The organism is Janibacter zhaoxuefangae, from assembly GCF_050271985.1.
Lineage (GTDB): Bacteria > Actinomycetota > Actinomycetes > Actinomycetales > Dermatophilaceae.
Window position 1 is genome coordinate 151,396 of the sequence record NZ_CP189849.1, and the last position, 16,113, is coordinate 167,508.

Consider the following 16,113-nt stretch of genomic DNA (forward strand, 5'->3'; position numbering starts at 1 on the left):
CCCCGGTCGTCGCGCCCGGAGATCGGCCTCAGACGTCCAACTCGCGGCGCACGTGGTCGACGACCCCGCGGGCGGCCCCCATGACCTCGGCGTAGGTGCGGTCGAAGTCGCGGTCGTCCCCGTACCAGGGGTCGTCCATGGACTGCTGGTCCTCCCGCAGACCGGCCTGGTCGAAGGAGCGGAACATCGCGACCTTCGCCCGCTCGTCCTCGGTGCGCGCCATGCGGCGAAGCGTCCCGAGGTGGCCGTGGTCGGCGGCGAGGACGAGGTCGCGCTCGGCGAGCCACTCGCTACGGAAGACGCGGGCGACGTGGTCCCCGCCGAGTCCCTCGTGGCCGTTGCGCGCGAGGACGGCGAGGGTGCGCGGGTCGGCGGGATTGCCCTCCTCCCAGGCGGTCGTCCCGGCGGAGTCGACGTGCACGCGATCGCCCAGGCCGGCCTCCTCGAAGAGCTCGCGCAGGATGAACTCGCCCATGGGGGAGCGGCAGATGTTGCCCGTGCAGACGACGCAGATGCGATACACCGCGATCAGACCCGGACCGCGTTGCGCAGCTCGCGGCCGGTCCACCGGCGGCGCGACGGCCCGGCGTGCTCGGCCTCGTGCACGAGGCTGACGATCTGGCGGCAGGCCGGGGTCGGCACCCCGAACTTCTCGCCGAGGCTGATGACGGCGCCCTGGAGGTTGTCGATCTCGGTGGGGCGACCCTGGTCGAGGTCGTCGGACATGGAGGAGCGGGCCGCCGGCGCCACCTGGAGCGTGCGGCGGGCGAGGACACCGAAGACCGGGTTCGGAGCCCGCAGCACGTGCGGGGTCGCGATCGGCGGCAGCGCGGTGATCCGGGCCGGGTGGACGCCCGCGGCGCGGTAGACGGCGAGCGCCTCCTCCTGGCAGCTGGCGAGCACGTGTCGGGAGTCGCGGTCCATGAGCTGGTCCCTCAGGGGCAGGCCGGAGAGGGCGTTGAGCGCGTTGTTGAGGTTCATCAGCAGCTTGGCCTGCATGACCGAGCGCATGTCCTGGTGGACGCCGATGTCGAGGCCGGAGCGGTGAGCGACGTGGACGAGTCGGTCGACGCGGGGATGGTCGGCCACGAGCAGCCGTCCGGAGGTGGCCTGCTCGAAGGTGGCCGGTCCGGTCTGCACGACGTTGTAGGGGACCATCCCGACGAGGACGAGGGGGCGAGCAGCGCCGCTGGGGAAGAGCTCGCCCAGGGCGCCCTCGGCGGCGTCGACGTTGGCCAGCCCGTTCTGGAAGGACACGATGAGGCTGTCCTGGTGGAGGTGCGGGGCCATCTCGGCGACGGCGGCCGCGGTGGCGCCCGACTTCGTCGTCAACAGGACGACGTCGGCCTCGGCCACGCGGCTGGGCTCGGTGGCGACGCGGATCGAGCAGCTGCCGACGTGTGTCGTGCGACCCCCGAGGTCGGTCAACGTCAGGCCCTCGGCCGTGATGGCCTCGGTGATCCGGGGCCGGCCCACGAGGGTGACGTCGGCCTCCTGCGCGAGGTGACCGCCGAGGTGACAACCGATGGAGCCCGCGCCGACGACGACGATCTTCAGCCGCTGCACGTGCACGAAGCTCCTGTTCCGCGAGATGGATCCGACCCGGGCGGGCGATATCCATGGCAAGCCCGAACCGTCCCCGAATTGTAACCGCACCGTGACCAACTCGTGGCCAAGGCGGCTCGACGGCCTGTCGTGGCGCAGGTGGGGATCAGCTCAGGAGGTCGCCGAATCCGGACGCGAGACCCCCGCCGGACTTGCCCGAGGAGGCCGCTCCGGGCTGGACGTTCTCCGCCGGCTGCACCAGGACGTGGCCGTTGCCGGTGAAGGCCATCTGGAAGAGCTCACCGGTGCCGCCGCGCACGAGCGACCGGATGCCGCCGGTGTCGATCTTGACGTCCATCCGCACGCCCGCGGTCCACAGGACGACCGCTTGCGCGTCGGCGAAGGTCGGCGCGCTCGCGACGTCCAGGGCGACCGGGTCCCCCTTCGTCGTGATGGCGACGTAGCCCGTGCCGCGGAGGGAGACGTTGTAGAGGCCGCCGGTCAGGGCGGCGCCGCGCGCCTGGATCCGGTGGATGTCCCACTGGATCGACGACGAGAAGGCGAGGACGTTGTTGCCGTTGACCGAGACCATGTCGTTCTCGAGGTACATCACCTGGATCTCGCGGGCCTCATGGGCAAGGAAGAGCTCGCCTTGTCCGTTCGCCTCCATGAGGTCGACGCCCTCGCCGGTGACGGCGGACTTCACGAGTTTGCCGAGGCCGCCCGCGCCGCGGTTCTTGAAGGTGACTGCGCCCTGGTGGGCGACCATCGAGCCGGTACGCGCCCACACGGGGCCGTGGCCCATGTTCACCTTCAGCAGCTTGTGGTTCTGCAGCGAGAACTGGTCCGTGCTCGCCTTCTCCTCGAAGGTCGTGAAGAGCTGTCCGTGGATGGTCATGGTGGTCTCCCCCAGAGGTGCGTGGCCGTGTGCCGTGTCGCCGGGTGGCGACACGACCCACGGTAGTGACTGCGGCTGGCCCCACTCATCCGATTCGCTGCAACCAGGGGACGCCGCCGCGGCTCGGGCGTGGGGGTTTGGTCAGCGGGTGAGCGCCAGGCCGATGAGCGCGAAGGGGGCCGCGACCACCGCGACCGAGAAGGTGTGGACGAGGGCGGTCCGCCACGGCGCGGCCGGTGGCCGGCCGAGGAGCTGCATCCGGGCGAGGGTCGCATCCGTGCCCACCGGCCCGGCCTCGGTGGCGCCGAGCGTGGCGGCGGGGTGGCTGCCCCCGGCGAGGGCCACGAGCGCGCGGGCGAGGGCGGTGTCGCCGGCGGTGCGGCGGGCGGCCCGGTCAGCCATGACCTCGATGAGGAGCGTGACCTCACGCAGCGCCTCGGGGGCGCGCAGGCCGACCGGAGCGGCCTGATGGAGGACGGTGAAGTATTCGAGGACGAGGTCGTGGCGCTCATCGAGGTGCGAGCGCTCGTGGGCGATCACCGCGGTCAGCTCGTCGTCGCTCAGGTTCGTGAGCGTCCCGGCCGTGAGGACCACGTGCCCGCGGATGCCGGGGATGCAGTAGGCGGTGGGGGTCTCGTGCGGGACGACGCGCAGTGCCCGTGCGTCGAGGGCGCTCCGCCGCAGGTCCTCGCCGTCGGGATCCTGACCGACGAGGTCGATGAGCTCGCGGTGGCGGCGCCGAGCCGCGCGGAGACGCGTGCCCGTGAGGTGTCCGTTGACCAGCAGCGAAGCCAGGACGAGCGTGCTCACGGCGAGGGCGATGATGGCGGCCGCCACGCGCGGGCCGCCGCTCGACGGGCCGAGCTCGGTGGCGGCGACGGGAGCGGCGGCGATCGCGGACAGCGCCCCCGAGAAGGCGACGGCCTGCCACGCGATGAGCGCCGCACGGGGCGACTCGCGGAAGCGGGTGCGCGTGGCCATGACACGCGGCGCGATGATCGTGAGCGTCGCCGCCAGCGCGACGAGCGCGAGAGCCAGCACCGTGGTCAGCCGTTGTCGCCGGCGCGACGTTCGACGTCGGCCAGGGCCGCCTTCAGTTCGGTGAGCTCGTCACGGGAGGCGCCGTCGATGAAGTGCAGGATCGCCGCCCGGCGCGCGTCCTCGTCGAGGTCGTCGAGGGGTCCGCGCATGGCCCGCGCCGTCACCTGTTCGCGCGACGAGGTGGCCTGGTAGCGCCAGGCGCGACCGTCGCGGACCCGCTTGAGGAATTCCTTCTCCGCGAGCCGGCTGAGCACGGTCATGACGGTCGTGTAGGCGAGGTCGCGGTCGGTCAGCGCCGCGAGCACCTCGCGCACGAGGAGGCCGTCGTCCGGGCCCTCCCAGACGACCTCCATGACGGCGCGTTCAAGATCGCCGAGAGGTTTGCTGGAAGGGATGGACACGATCAGTTCCTTGTTGTTGCGGCGGGGGTGCGGGCGGGAGACGCGACGGGCGCTGCGAGCTCGATCGTCGTGTCGAAGAGGTCCAGTCCGACACCGTGGTGAGTGACCATGATGACTGTTTTGCCCGCCGATGCGGTCATCAGGTCGGCGAGGACGGCCTTCGCCGTCGGGTGATCGAGGTGCGCGACGGGCTCGTCGAGGAGGATGACCGGCCGTCGCGAGAGCGTGGCGCGGGCGACCGCGAGGCGCGCGCGCTCGCCGCCGGACAGGCCGTTGCCGCCGGCGCCCAGGCGGGTGTCGAGCCCGTCCGGGAGGTTCGCGAGCCACGGGCCGAGCCCCGCCGCGCGCAGGGCGTCCTCGATGTCGGCGTCGTCGGCCCGGCCGTCGGCCGCGGCCAGCAGCAGATTGGCGCGCAGGGTCCCCGCGAAGAGGTGCGGCTCGTCGTCGACGATGGCGATCCGGTCCCGCACATCGGCCAGGGGGCGATCCCGCACGTCGACGCCGTCGAGCGTCACGCTCCCCGCGAGGGGGTCGAGGTGGCGGGCCAGGACGGCGAGGAGCGTCGACTTGCCGCTGCCGTTCGGGCCCGTGATCGCGACGCGAGAGCCCGGGGGCAGGTCGAGATCGATCGGGCCGAGATGTGTGGCGCCGTCGGTCCAGGAGGCCCGGACTCCGGCCAGCCGCAGGTGCGGCGGGCGCTCGGCCCCCTTCGGGCTGGTCGTGCGAAGGCGCCCCTCCCCGCCGTCGCGGACGGCGGGCTCCTGGTCGAGCAGGGACTCGATCCGCCCGGCGCTCGCCCGGGCGCGGGCGTGCGCACGAGCGATCTCGGTCAGGCCGACCGCGGCGTCGCCGAGCGCGACGGGCGTCAGGACGAGCAGGGCCTTCACGCCGGGGTGCAGGTCGGTCGGTAGGACGAGGAACGCCGCCGACACGGTGCCCAACCCCGTGAGCGCGAGCAGCCCTCCGGCGATGAGGGCGCGGCCGCGGGACTGGCTGTCGGCCGCCTCGCACAGTCGACCGTGCGCGGCCTCGATCCAGCCCAGGGCGGCCCGTTCGCCGCCGACGGCGCGCAGTTCGGTGGCCTGGTCGGCGACGAGGGTCGCGACCTGGGTCGTCTCGGCGCGGGCGGCAAGGACGGCGCCCTGGCCCGCCTCCTCGAGCCGCGTCGCGAGGACGACGAGCACAGCCCCGGTGCCGATCATTCCCGCGACGACGAGCCCGACGGCCGGCAGCGCCCACGTGGTCAGGGCGAGGGCGAGCACGGCCGCGACGAGGATCGAGACGATCGGCACGGTGACGCGCACGGCCGCCTCGGCGACGTCGGTGAGGTCGTCGACGACGCCGCCGAGCAGTTCGCCGCGGCCGCGGCGGCCGAGCCGGGCCGGCGTCAGCGGGATGAGCCGGGCGAAGGTGGCCGTGCGCGTTTCGGCGAGGTCGGCCAGGGCAGCATCGTGGGAGCGGAGCCGCTCGGCGTACCGGAGGACGGGGCGGCCGATCCCGAAGGCGCGGACGCCGACGATCGCCGTCATCAGGGTGAGGACGACCGGCGCCTGGGAGGCCCGCACGATGAGCCAGCCCGAGGTGGCCGTCAGGGCGATGCCGCACGCGGTCGCGAGGCCGCCGATCAGTCCGGCCACCCACACCTGACGGCTGACCCGCTGCGACACCTGCGGGCGGTCCCCGCCCAGCCCTTTCCGAGTTGTGGACATCAGCGGTCCTTTCCTGGGGCGGATCCGGCCAATTCGGCCGAGTTCGGGACCGGTGATGTCCATTCCTCGGGGGTGGGGAGGGGCGCGCGAAGGTGGACGTGCGCGTCCGCGATCGCCACGAGTTCGGGGCGGTGGGTCACCGCGATGACGGTGCGCGTGCGCGCGAGGTCGGCGATCACCCGGTGCGCGACGTCGGCGCTCGCGGGGTCGAGGTGGGCCGTGGGCTCGTCGAGGAGGACGACGGGGGCCGCGGACAGGGCCGCACGGGCGAGGGCGACGCGGGCGCGTTGCCCCGCCGACAGGCCGAACCCGTCATCCCCGACGAGGGTCGCGAGGCCTGCGGGCAGCCGGGTGACGAGGTCGGCGAGGTCGACCCGGTCGAGGACCTCGGCCAGCGCGGCGTCGTCGGGGGTCTCTGTCGCGCCGAGCACGAGGTTGTCCCGCAGCGTGCCCGCGGCGAGGAAGGGGCGTTGCGTCACGAGGTGGACGGGCACGGGGGCGTCCACGCGCCCGGAGGTGGGCTGCCGGATCCCGGCCAGCACCTCGAGCAGTGTCGTCTTGCCGGCGCCGGAGGGGCCGGTGACGACGGTCAGTCCGGGCGTGGTGGCCTCGAGGTCGACACCATCCACGGCGGGGGTGGTCGCGCCGGGGTGGGAGTAGCGCACGGCGACCGCGCGGATCCCGGGTGCCAGCTCGCCACCCACCAGTTCGCCACGCACCTCGGTGACGACCTCGCCCGCGCCAGTCGCGCCGGCGCCCTCGAGCTCCCCGAGGATCCCCTCCAACGCCTCGGCGCCGTCGGCCGCGGCGTGGAACTCCGTACCGACGCGCCGCACGGGCCAGTAGGCCTCGGGGGCGAGCAGGATGGCGAGCAGACCGGTCTCGAGGGTGAGGCCGCCGTGCAACAGGCGCAGTCCGACGGTGACGGCGACGAGGGCGACCGCGATCGTCGCCAGGAGTTCGAGGGCGGCCGACGAGAGGAAGGCCAGCCGCAGCGTCCGCATCGTCGCGAGTCGGTGGGCGCCACTCACCTCGCGGATGGTCCCGACCTGCCGCTGGGCGCGCCCGTAGTTCACGAGCGTCGGGAGCCCGCGCACGACGTCGAGGTAGTGCCCGGACAGATCGGCCAGCGCGCGCCACCGCGCCCGGGTGTCGTCGCGGGTCGTCATCCCGATGAGGGCCGCGAAGAGCGGCAGGAGCGGGAGTGTGACGACGACGATGAGCGCGCTCGGCCAGTCCACGACGACGAGCGCCCCGATCGCGAGGACCGGCAGGACGGTCGCGGCGACGAGCGCCGGCAGGAAGCGCGCGACGTACGGTTCCACGGCCGTGGAGCCCTGCGCGGCCAGGGTCAAGGCCCGCGAGCGCTCGGGCCGGGAGTCGACGTCCCGGGTCAGCCACGCCGCGAGCAGGTGACCCCGCAGCTCCGTCTGCACGGCCACCCCGGCCCGCGCCGCGACCCGCTCGATCGTCCAGGCCAGCAGCCCACGCGCCGCGAAGAGCGCCAGCACGACCCCGCCTGCCGCCAGCAGCCCGGACCCGCGACCGAGGGCGGCCATCGCCAGAGCGGTCAGCGCGAAGGCGGTCGCCACCGTGACGACCCCCTGCGCCAGCCCGAGGCCACCCAGGCTCAGCACGGCCCGCCGCGCCGACGGTGCGGCGCGGAGCAGGCGCGGGTCGAGGGGCTTCATGCGCCGACGACCCCCGAGGGCTCCGGGATGTGCTGGGTGCCGATGCGCTTGCGGAAGATCCAGTACGTCCACGACTGGTAGAGCACGACGATGGGCGTGAAGACGAGCGCGACGACCGTCATGATCTTCAGCGTGTAGGGCGTGCTCGCCGCCCCGGCCGCCGTGAGCGACCAGTCGGGGTTGGTCGAGCTCGGCATGACGTCGGGGAAGAGGATCGTGAAGTACGTGGCCATCGCCAGCCCGATGGTCACGAAGGTGCCCGCGAAGGCGCGTCCCTCCGCGCCGCGGACGTTCCACCACAGTGCCGCCACGAGGGCGCCGGCGGCGAGGACGGTGAGCACCCACGACGGGGCCGAGCCGCGCCCGGCGCCGAGCCACCCGAGGAGGGCGAGCGCGAGGACGGCGGCCGCCAGGCCGACCTTCGTCGCCAGGGCCCGCGCCTCCGCGCGGATCGGACCGGTCGTCTTGAGTGCCACGAAGAGGGCGCCGTGCGTCAGGAAGAGGGCGACGAAGGTGAGGCCGCCGAGGAGGGCGAGGGGGTTGAGCAGGGTCAGCAGCCCTCCGGTGTACTCGTGATCGGCGTCGAGCGGCACGCCCGCGACGACGTTCGTCAGCGCGACGCCCCACAGCAGCGCGGGCAGCGTGGAGCCGACGATGATGGCCCGGTCCCATCCGCGCCGCCACCGGTCATCGTCACGCTTGTGGCGGTAGTCGATGCCCATGTTGCGCACGATGAGCGCGACGAGGATGAGCAGCAATGGCAGGTAGAACCCGCTGAACAGGGTCGCGTACCACTCGGGGAATGCCGCGAAGGTCGCCCCACCGGCGGTCAGCACCCAGACCTCGTTGCCGTCCCAGACCGGGCCGATGGTGTTGAGCAGGACGCGGCGACGCTTCTCGGTGTCGGCGGCGTCCTCGCCGCGACCGAGGATCGGCAGCAGCATGCCGACGCCGAAGTCGAACCCCTCGAGGACGAAGTAGCCCGTCCACAGGACGCCGATGAGGATGAACCAGACGGTGGTGAGTTCCATGTGCGTGTCTCCAGTCCCGTTGCGTCAGTAGGCGAAGGCGAGCGGCGCGTCGTCCTCGCGGGCCGGCTCGGTCGGGTCGGCGAAGGGCTGCGGACCCTTGCGGACGTAGTCGCGGAAGAGCTTGAGCTCGATCACGGCGAGCACCGCGTAGAGGAGCGTGTACACGACCATCGAGATGATCACCTCGGCCGACGTGGTCCCCGGGGACACACCGCTGCTCGTGGTCATGAGCCCGTAGACGACCCACGGCTGACGGCCCATCTCGGTGAAGATCCAGCCGAAGCTGTTGGCGAAGATCGGCGCGAAGGGGGTCAGCAGCGCCACCCACAGCCACGCCCGGTGGGTCGGTGCTCGACCCTTGCGGGTGGCCCACAGGACGGCCAGCGACGCGGCCGTCGTGACGAAGCCGAGGCCCATCATGAAGCGGAACGACCAGTAGGACATGGGGATGTTGGGCGTGTAGGTGGCGTCGTAGGTGCGCGAGGTGGGGTCACCGCCGTAGGCCGCGGTGAGCTCCTCGCGCAGGTTGTCGATGCCCTGGATCTCGGCGTTGACGTCGCCCTGGCCGAGGTAGCTGAGCAGGCCGGGGATCTGGATCCAGTGGTGGGCGTTCTTGCCATCGAGGTCGCCGGTGGAGAAGACCGAGAAGGGGGCATGGCTCGAGGTCTCGTAGTGCGCCTCGGCGGCGGCCATCTTCATCGGCTGGACGTCGGTCATGATCTTGCCCTGGACGTCGCCGGTGGCGATGACGCCGAGGCTGGCGACGAGGGTGACGACGGCGCCGAGGCGGGCGGCGCGGCGGTGCAGCGGGATGTCGGCGGCGCGGGCGTCGCCCGGAGCGCTCAGCGCGGCGCGGCGCAGGGACCACAGCCCGACACCCATGACGACGGCCCCGCCGACCATGTAGGCGGCGAGAGCGACGTGCGGGAAGGTGACGAGCTGGACCTTGTTGGTGAGGATCGCGACGAAGTCGGTCATCTCCGCACGTCCGGTCTCCTCGTTGTAGCGGTAGCCGACCGGGTTCTGCATGAAGGAGTTCGCGGCGAGGATGAAGTAGGCCGACAGCAGCGTCCCGATGTGCACGATCCACATGCAGGCGGCGTGCAGGCGCTCGGGGAGGCGGCCCCAGCCGAAGATCCACAGCCCGAGGAACGTCGACTCGAGGAAGAAGGCGAGCAGGGCCTCGATCGCCAGCGGCGCACCGAAGACGTCACCGACGAAGCGGGAGTAGTCCGACCAGTTCATGCCGAACTGGAACTCCTGGACGATGCCCGTGACGAGCCCGAGCGCGAAGTTGATCGTGAACAGCTTCCCGAGGAACTGCGCCAGACGCAGATGGTCCTCGTTCCTCGTGCGCACCCACTGGGTGTGGTGGTAGGCGACGATGGCCGACAGGCCGATCGTCACCGGTACGAAGAAGAAGTGGTAGACGGTCGTGATGGCGAACTGCCATCGCGCGAGGTCGAGCGCGTCCATCTGGGGGGCTCCGTCCGAGGGAGTGACTACTACGGTCGGTAGTAAATACTACACACCGTAGGAGTGGCTCGGAACGGGTTCGGGGAGATCTCCCCTCACCCCCTGGGCTCAGGCGTCGGGATACCCGTTCGGGTTGCCCTGCTGCCAGCGCCAGGTGTCCGCACACATGTCGTCGACGGTCCGCGTCGCGCGCCAGCCGAGCTCCTCGTGCGCCTTCGTCGGGTCGGCCCAATAGGCCGGAAGGTCGCCCGCTCGCCGGCCGACCACCTCGTAGGGGATCTCCTTGCCGGCGGCGCGCTCGAAGGCGCGCAGCATCTCGAGGACGCTCGTGCCCGTCCCGGTGCCGAGGTTCCAGACGTTGACCGGTGCCGGCGCGGCCTCGAGCGCGGTCAGCGCCGCGAGGTGTCCGGCGGCGAGGTCCTCGACGTGGATGTAGTCGCGCTCGCAGGTGCCGTCGGCGGTGGGGTAGTCGTCACCGAAGACGTTGAGCTTTTCGCGGCGTCCCACGGCGACCTGCGCGATGAAGGGGACGAGGTTGTTGGGGATGCCCTGCGGGTCCTCGCCGATCGTGCCGGACGGGTGCGCGCCGATGGGGTTGAAGTAGCGCAGGAGGGCGACCTTCAGGCCGGGGTCGGCGGCGGCGACGTCCGAGAGGACGTGCTCGATCATCACCTTCGTGCGGCCGTAGGGGCTCGCAGCCGCGAGCGGCTCGTAGTCCTCGCGGTAGGGCACCGGGGCGTGGTCGCCGTAGACGGTCGCCGAGCTCGAGAAGACGAGCTTGCCGACGCCGTGCCGGCGCATCGCGCGCACGAGCGAGAAGGTCGAGCCGAGGTTGTTCTCGTAGTACTCCAGCGGCTTGTCCACGGACTCACCGACGGCCTTGAGGCCCGCGAAGTGGATCACGGCGTCGAAGCGTTCGTCGGCGAAGAGTCGCTCGGTCTTGTCGCGGTCGGTCAGGTCGAAGGCGTGCACCGGGATGTGGGTACCGGTGAGGGCCTCGAGCCGGTTGATGACCGTCGGCTTGGCATTGGAGAAGTCGTCGACGACCACGACGTCGTGCCCGGCTGCCACGACCTGGACGACCGTGTGGGATCCGATGTAGCCGGCACCGCCGGAGATGAGGACGCGCATGCGGCCACCCTAAGTGGTGACCGCATGCGCGCTCGGTGAGCCCTGTCGGGCCTGGCGTCAAACCTGCATCGCCTCTGGCGTCAGACCTGCATCGCCTCTGGCGTCAGACCTGCATCGCCTCTGGCGTCAGACCTGCATCGCCTCTGGCGTCAGACCTGCTCCGCCTCGACGCGCGCCTGCAACGCGGCCGCGTGCTGCTCGTTCTCGCTGCGGATCCGGCTGAGGAAGGACTTCGTGCGCTCGTGCTGCGGGTCGTTGATGACGGTGCGCGGGTCGCCCTGCTCGACGACCACGCCCCCGTCCATGAAGACCACGCGGTCCGACACGTCCCGGGCGAAGCCCATCTCGTGCGTGACGACGATCATCGTCATGCCCTCGCGGGCGAGCTCGCGCATGACCTCGAGGACCTCGCCCACGAGTTCCGGGTCGAGCGCCGACGTCGGCTCGTCGAAGAGCATCAGCTTCGGCTTCATGGCCAGGGCGCGGGCGATCGCGACGCGCTGCTGCTGCCCACCCGAGAGTTGGCTCGGGTAGGCGTGCGTCTTGTCGCCGAGGCCGACCCGCTCGAGCAGGGCGGCCGCCGCCGCCTTCGCGGCCGCCTTCGACTCACGCTTGACCTGGACCGGACCCTCCATGACGTTCTCGATGGCCGTCATGTGCGGGAAGAGGTTGAAGCGCTGGAAGACCATCCCGATCTCGCCACGCTGGGCCGCGATCTCCTTGTCGGACAAGCGGTGCAGCTGCCCGCCGCGCTCCACGTAACCGAGCAGCTCGTCCTCAAGGTGGATGCGACCACCGTCGATCGTCTCGAGTTGGTTGATGCACCGCAGGAAGGTCGTCTTGCCCGAGCCCGACGGGCCGAGCAGGCACACGACCTCGCCCGGGCGGACGTCGAGGTCGATCCCCTTCAGCACCATGTTGGCACCGAAGGCCTTGGTGACGTTGACGGCTCGGACCAGGGGAGCCGCCGAGGATGCCGGGGCGGTGGGGGTGCTCATCGCTGTCCTCCCATGCCGAGGCGGCCGAGGAGGCCACCGCGGGCGGACGGTGTGCGGGAGCCGTGGCCGCGCCCGAAGCGCTTCTCCAGACGACTCTGGATGATCATGAGGACGCTGCAGATGATCAGGTACCAGAGGGTCGCCGCGACGAGCACGGCGAAGGTCTCGTAGGTCCGCGACCCGATCGAGCGCAACTGGAAGAAGAGTTCGTTGCTCACGGGGATGCCGATGAGGAGCGAGGTGTCCTTGACCATGGCGATGGTCTCGTTGCCCGTCGGCGGCACGATGACGCGCATGGCCTGGGGCAGGACGACCCGGCGCATCGCCTTCGCGCGGCTCATGCCGATCGCGGAGGCCGCCTCGTGCTGACCCTCATCGACCGAGAGGATCCCCGAGCGGGCGATCTCGGCCATGTAGGCGGCCTCGGAGAGGCCCAGGCCGATGGCGCCGCCGACGATGCCGGTGAAGATCTGGTTCGCGTCGAGGCTGAGGAAGCGCAGGTCACCGTCCATCCCGAGCAGCGACATGATCTGGTTGTCGAAGGGGATGCCGATGTCCATGCCGCCCTGGAAGACGATGCCGAGCGTGCCCATGATCGTCAGGAGCACGAGGCGCGGGACGGCCCGGAAGAACCAGGTGAAGAGCCACGCCACGGAGGACAGCACCGGGTTGTCGGACAGTCGCATGATCGCCATGAGCACGCCGCCGACGACGCCGATGACCATGGCCATGAGGGTCGTGAGGATCGTGCCGAAGACGAGGCCGCGCAGGACCGGCGTCTGGATCATCGCCTCGGCGATGAAGGGCCAGTTGAAGGCGTCGTTCGTCACGAGCATCGAGACGAACATCGCCGCGAGGACGGCGATCACCGCCACGGCGACCCAACGCCACGGGTGGCGGACCGGGACGGCGTCGATGGTGCCGGGCCGGCCGTCCCCTGCCGGACGGCCGGTCGGGTCGGTCACCGTGGCGGCGTCGCTCACGGGTTGACCGCGAACTCGTCGATGGCGCCGTCCTCGACGCCCCAGTTGGTGAGCGCCTCCTCGTAGCCGCCGTCCTCCTTGAGCGAGGTCAGCGCCTCCGCGAGGAGGTCGGCGAGCTCGGTCTGCTCCTTCGGGACGACATAGCCGTAGGGCGCGGCGTCGTAGATGTCACCGACCGACTCGACCTTGCCGTCGGACTCCTTCGCCGCGTAGGCGACGATCGGGGAGTCGGCGAGCATGGCGTCGGCCTTGCCGGCGGCGACGGCCGCGGTGGCCTCGTCCTGGCCCTCGTAGACCTGCACGTCGATCGGGTTGCCGGCGGCCTTGCAGGCCTTCTCCTTCGGCGGGAGGTCCTCCTCCTGCTGCACGGTGCCCTGCTGGACGGCGACCTTGAGGCCGCACGGCTTGGTCGGGTCGATGTCCTTCGGGTTGCCGGGCGCACCCGCCCACGACGTGCCGGCGCTGTAGTAGCTGATCATGTTGACCTGCTTCTTGCGCTCGTCGTTGATCGTGAAGGAGGAGACGCCGATGTCGTACTTGCCGCTCTCGACGCCCGTGATGATCGAGTCGAACTTCGCCGTCTCGTACTCCGCCTTGAGGCCGAGCTTGGCGGCGACCGCGGTGAAGAGATCGATGTCGAAACCGACGATCGTCTTGCCGTCGGGGTCGAGGAACTCGTTGGGGGCGTAGGACGAGTCGGTGCCGACCTTGAGCGTCCCCTTCTCCTTGAGGTCCGCCGGGACCTTGTCCGCGAGCGCGGCGTCCGCCTCGGCCGTGACGGAGGCCGACGGTGTGGTGCCGTCGTTCGAGAGGGAGTCGGAGCCGCAGGCGCTGAGCGTGAGGCTGCCGGCGGCGAGGGCTCCGAGGAGCAGGACAGAAGAGCGACGCATGTGGTCCTCCGGTTACGGGGGCGCGCCGGTCGCGCCCGTGGCCGAATCGTGCCACCGTCCGCGTACGTGGACCAGATGTCCACGCGGAGGGCGGCCTTTTTGTGACCTGACGGACCGACCTTCGTCGTGTTCTGCGGCGCTCAGCCCTGGTGGCGGGCCAGCAGCGCCGTGACGAAGACGCGCTCGATGTCCTCGGGCGTCTCGGCGATGTGGGACGAGCCGCCCGTCTCGTCGGCGATCCGGCGCAAGGCACCCGGGTCCGCCTCACCCATGCCGATGGTCACGATGCGGACCGGACGCTCCGGGTCGTAGGCGTCCTTGAGCTTCGTGAGCAGCTGCTTGAGCGTCAGGCCGCCGGCGGGGTCGTCGTTCTCGCCGTCGGTCATGATGACGACGGAGTTGACGTAGGTCCCGTCGTAGTCGGCCTGCATCCGCTGGTAGGCGGCCCACGTGGAGTCGTAGAGGCCGGTGTCGCCCTTGAGCCGCTCGTCGAGCGAGTCGACGACCGAGCGGAGCTTGTCGCGCTGCGTCCCGGACCCGACCTTGTCGGTCAGGGTGCGCACGGGCACGAGCTCCTGGTGGTCCTTGGCGCCGTCGCGCTTGGTGGAGAAGATCCACGAGCCGATCTTCGAACCCTCGGGGAGGATCGTCAGGGCCTGCTTGGCCGCGCCCTGGAGGATCTCCATGCGGCTCATGCCCTCGGTGGGGCCGTCCCAGGCCATCGAGCCGGAGACGTCGATGAGGGTGAGCATGCGCATGTCGGTGCGCAGGACGTCCCACTGCTCGAGCGCGACCTTGCGCTCGTCGCGGGTCGGCGCCGGGAGCTCGGTGTACTCCGGCGCCTCGGTCCCGTTGATCTTCGGGCCACCGGTGCGCCCGGGAGCGCGAAGGTCGGCCTTGGCGAGGGTCGAGCGGGCGGCCGGGGTGTCGAAGGCCTTGAGGCCCTTGTCCGCGATGTCGAGCTCGTCGCGGGCCAGTTCGGGGCTGGCGATCCACGGGTAGTCGAGGGAGAGCGTGCCGGACTGCGGGACGACCATGCCCAGCGCGTCGTCCTCGTGCTCCGCGTTGAAGGCGGCCAGCTCCTGCTCGGAGAGGGGGAAGACGGGGGAGCTGGTCGGCTTGGCGACGTGATCCTCGAGCAACTGCTCGGTGGTCGGGCGGGCGAAGCGGGACATCACGATGAGCCGCGCGCCGGTGTCGAGGCCGACGTTGCTGGGGCGACCGGTGCGCGAGGCCTGATAGGCCAGCCGGCTCGCGGCGTCGATGTCCGGGTTGGCCATCCGCAGGTTGGCCTTGCTCTCGTTGATCAGGTCGCCCCACGACGGGACGTTGCCGACCTCGGCCAGCTGAGCCTCGCCGCCGGCGAGGACGATCGGCGACGTGGCCAGGGACGTCCCCTCCTGCCACGCGCGACCGCTCGAGGCGTCGATGGCGTCGATCCAGCTGGAGGAGTTGGGGATCCAGATGTCGGGGCCCGCGCCGCGGCTGATGCTCTTCGCAGCGGCATGGGAACTCATCTCCGTCACGGCGAACCTGGTGCACGGGTCGCTGGCGGAGGCCTTGTCGAGGGTCTGTCGGACGGCGTCCGCGATCTCGGGCGTCGCCATGACGGTGAGCTCCCGCGCGTCACAGCCCGGCAGGGCCTCGTCGCCCGAGGCATCCTTGGAGAAGGCACCCGTCCCCCAGAGGATGGCGAGGAGGACCACCAGCGCCAGGGCCGCGATCGCGGCCTTCATGCCCGTGGACATGCCCTTCTTGCGTGCGTGGGCGCCAGCCATCGACCTACTCCTTTGTGGGGTTGCGTCGCACATTGTGGCGCACCCACGCCGCGAATGGGTCACGCGGACGCAGCGAGTAGTGAGGAATCGGTCTCACCCCATGGGCCACCGTCGGCCATAGTGGTGCCATGCAGACATTCGTCATCCGCCTCGTCGTCAACGCCATCGCCCTCTGGGTCGCCGCCTGGGCGGTGGACGGGATCACCCTCGGCGAGGAGGGTGCGACCTTCGCCGCCAAGTTCGCGACGGTCGCCCTCGTCGCGCTCCTCTTCGGTGTCGTCAACGCCATCGTCAAGCCCATCGCGAAGGTGCTCTCGTTCCCCTTCATCATCCTGACGCTGGGGCTGTTCACCTTCATCGTCAACGCCTTCATGCTGCAGATCACCGAATGGCTCTCCGGCCCGCTGGGTCTCTCCTTCCAGATCTCGGACTTCTTCTGGGACGCCGTCATCGGCGCGCTGATCATCACGCTCGTGTCCATGGTGCTCAACGTCGTCATCCCGGACGGCGACGAGTGAGCCGGCCCGACCAGCGCACCGAC

The 16,113-nt window shown here is 71.1% G+C and carries 15 protein-coding genes; 1 reads left to right on the plus strand and 14 read right to left on the minus strand.

Features of this window, described 5'->3' with window-relative positions; all coding sequences use genetic code 11:
* Window positions 1-28: 28 nt before the first annotated feature.
* The 14 genes from ACQBAS_RS00730 to ACQBAS_RS00795 all read right to left on the minus strand — a co-directional run bounded on the left by ACQBAS_RS00730 (window position 29) and on the right by ACQBAS_RS00795 (window position 15,572).
* Window positions 29-523 (minus strand): low molecular weight protein-tyrosine-phosphatase, encoded by a 495-nt coding sequence (locus tag ACQBAS_RS00730; protein ID WP_427384407.1) that lies wholly within the window; start codon window positions 521-523, stop codon window positions 29-31.
* Window positions 524-528: 5 nt separating this feature from the next.
* Window positions 529-1,572, minus strand: coding sequence for a 2-dehydropantoate 2-reductase (locus ACQBAS_RS00735; protein WP_427384408.1), 1,044 nt, complete (start codon window positions 1,570-1,572; stop codon window positions 529-531).
* Window positions 1,573-1,711: 139 nt separating this feature from the next.
* The gene (locus ACQBAS_RS00740) at window positions 1,712-2,443 is read right to left on the minus strand and encodes an AIM24 family protein (RefSeq protein ID WP_427384409.1); all 732 of its coding nucleotides are present in this window, start codon (window positions 2,441-2,443) and stop codon (window positions 1,712-1,714) included.
* Window positions 2,444-2,584: 141 nt separating this feature from the next.
* Window positions 2,585-3,484, minus strand: a complete 900-nt coding sequence (locus ACQBAS_RS00745; RefSeq protein WP_427384410.1) for a M56 family metallopeptidase — start codon at window positions 3,482-3,484, stop codon at window positions 2,585-2,587.
* Window positions 3,485-3,489: 5 nt separating this feature from the next.
* On the minus strand, window positions 3,490-3,885 hold the full coding sequence (locus ACQBAS_RS00750) for a BlaI/MecI/CopY family transcriptional regulator (RefSeq protein WP_427384411.1): 396 nt from the start codon (window positions 3,883-3,885) through the stop codon (window positions 3,490-3,492).
* A gap of 2 nt (window positions 3,886-3,887) precedes the next feature.
* Window positions 3,888-5,594, minus strand: coding sequence for a thiol reductant ABC exporter subunit CydC (gene cydC / locus ACQBAS_RS00755; RefSeq protein ID WP_427384412.1), 1,707 nt, complete (start codon window positions 5,592-5,594; stop codon window positions 3,888-3,890).
* Window positions 5,594-7,285, minus strand: a complete 1,692-nt coding sequence (cydD, locus tag ACQBAS_RS00760) for a thiol reductant ABC exporter subunit CydD (protein WP_427384414.1) — start codon at window positions 7,283-7,285, stop codon at window positions 5,594-5,596. Before cydD ends, cydC begins: the two co-directional genes overlap by 1 nt.
* On the minus strand, window positions 7,282-8,316 hold the full coding sequence (gene cydB, locus ACQBAS_RS00765) for a cytochrome d ubiquinol oxidase subunit II (protein WP_427384415.1): 1,035 nt from the start codon (window positions 8,314-8,316) through the stop codon (window positions 7,282-7,284). The genes cydD and cydB overlap by 4 nt, the downstream gene beginning before the upstream one ends.
* Before the next feature lie 24 nt (window positions 8,317-8,340).
* Window positions 8,341-9,792, minus strand: coding sequence for a cytochrome ubiquinol oxidase subunit I (locus ACQBAS_RS00770; RefSeq protein WP_427384416.1), 1,452 nt, complete (start codon window positions 9,790-9,792; stop codon window positions 8,341-8,343).
* A gap of 108 nt (window positions 9,793-9,900) precedes the next feature.
* The gene (gene galE, locus ACQBAS_RS00775) at window positions 9,901-10,923 is read right to left on the minus strand and encodes a UDP-glucose 4-epimerase GalE (RefSeq protein WP_427384417.1); all 1,023 of its coding nucleotides are present in this window, start codon (window positions 10,921-10,923) and stop codon (window positions 9,901-9,903) included.
* Between the two features lie 149 nt (window positions 10,924-11,072).
* Complete coding sequence (locus ACQBAS_RS00780; RefSeq protein WP_427384418.1) at window positions 11,073-11,921, minus strand: amino acid ABC transporter ATP-binding protein; 849 nt, start codon at window positions 11,919-11,921, stop codon at window positions 11,073-11,075.
* On the minus strand, window positions 11,918-12,904 hold the full coding sequence (locus ACQBAS_RS00785) for an amino acid ABC transporter permease (RefSeq protein WP_427384419.1): 987 nt from the start codon (window positions 12,902-12,904) through the stop codon (window positions 11,918-11,920). The genes ACQBAS_RS00780 and ACQBAS_RS00785 overlap by 4 nt, the downstream gene beginning before the upstream one ends.
* Window positions 12,901-13,794, minus strand: coding sequence for an ABC transporter substrate-binding protein (locus ACQBAS_RS00790; protein WP_427384420.1), 894 nt, complete (start codon window positions 13,792-13,794; stop codon window positions 12,901-12,903). The genes ACQBAS_RS00785 and ACQBAS_RS00790 overlap by 4 nt, the downstream gene beginning before the upstream one ends.
* A 140-nt stretch (window positions 13,795-13,934) precedes the next feature.
* Window positions 13,935-15,572, minus strand: coding sequence for a substrate-binding domain-containing protein (locus tag ACQBAS_RS00795; protein WP_427384421.1), 1,638 nt, complete (start codon window positions 15,570-15,572; stop codon window positions 13,935-13,937).
* Between the two features lie 128 nt (window positions 15,573-15,700).
* On the opposite strand from ACQBAS_RS00795, the gene ACQBAS_RS00800 reads away from it, so the two are divergent.
* The gene (locus ACQBAS_RS00800; RefSeq protein ID WP_427384423.1) at window positions 15,701-16,090 is read left to right on the plus strand and encodes a phage holin family protein; all 390 of its coding nucleotides are present in this window, start codon (window positions 15,701-15,703) and stop codon (window positions 16,088-16,090) included.
* The last annotated feature ends 23 nt before the right edge of the window (window positions 16,091-16,113 follow it).

What these genes read in the sequence shown, in the direction of transcription:
- ACQBAS_RS00800 (WP_427384423.1), top strand. Translation starts at nt 15,701, where the DNA reads ATGCAGACATTCGTCATCCGCCTCGTCGTCAACGCCATCGCCCTCTGG.
- cydB (WP_427384415.1), bottom strand. Translation starts at nt 8,316, where the DNA reads ATGGAACTCACCACCGTCTGGTTCATCCTCATCGGCGTCCTGTGGACG.
- ACQBAS_RS00795 (WP_427384421.1), bottom strand. Translation starts at nt 15,572, where the DNA reads ATGGCTGGCGCCCACGCACGCAAGAAGGGCATGTCCACGGGCATGAAG.
- galE (WP_427384417.1), bottom strand. Translation starts at nt 10,923, where the DNA reads ATGCGCGTCCTCATCTCCGGCGGTGCCGGCTACATCGGATCCCACACG.
- ACQBAS_RS00770 (WP_427384416.1), bottom strand. Translation starts at nt 9,792, where the DNA reads ATGGACGCGCTCGACCTCGCGCGATGGCAGTTCGCCATCACGACCGTC.
- cydC (WP_427384412.1), bottom strand. Translation starts at nt 5,594, where the DNA reads ATGTCCACAACTCGGAAAGGGCTGGGCGGGGACCGCCCGCAGGTGTCG.
- cydD (WP_427384414.1), bottom strand. Translation starts at nt 7,285, where the DNA reads ATGAAGCCCCTCGACCCGCGCCTGCTCCGCGCCGCACCGTCGGCGCGG.
- ACQBAS_RS00740 (WP_427384409.1), bottom strand. Translation starts at nt 2,443, where the DNA reads ATGACCATCCACGGACAGCTCTTCACGACCTTCGAGGAGAAGGCGAGC.
- ACQBAS_RS00780 (WP_427384418.1), bottom strand. Translation starts at nt 11,921, where the DNA reads ATGAGCACCCCCACCGCCCCGGCATCCTCGGCGGCTCCCCTGGTCCGA.
- ACQBAS_RS00790 (WP_427384420.1), bottom strand. Translation starts at nt 13,794, where the DNA reads ATGCGTCGCTCTTCTGTCCTGCTCCTCGGAGCCCTCGCCGCCGGCAGC.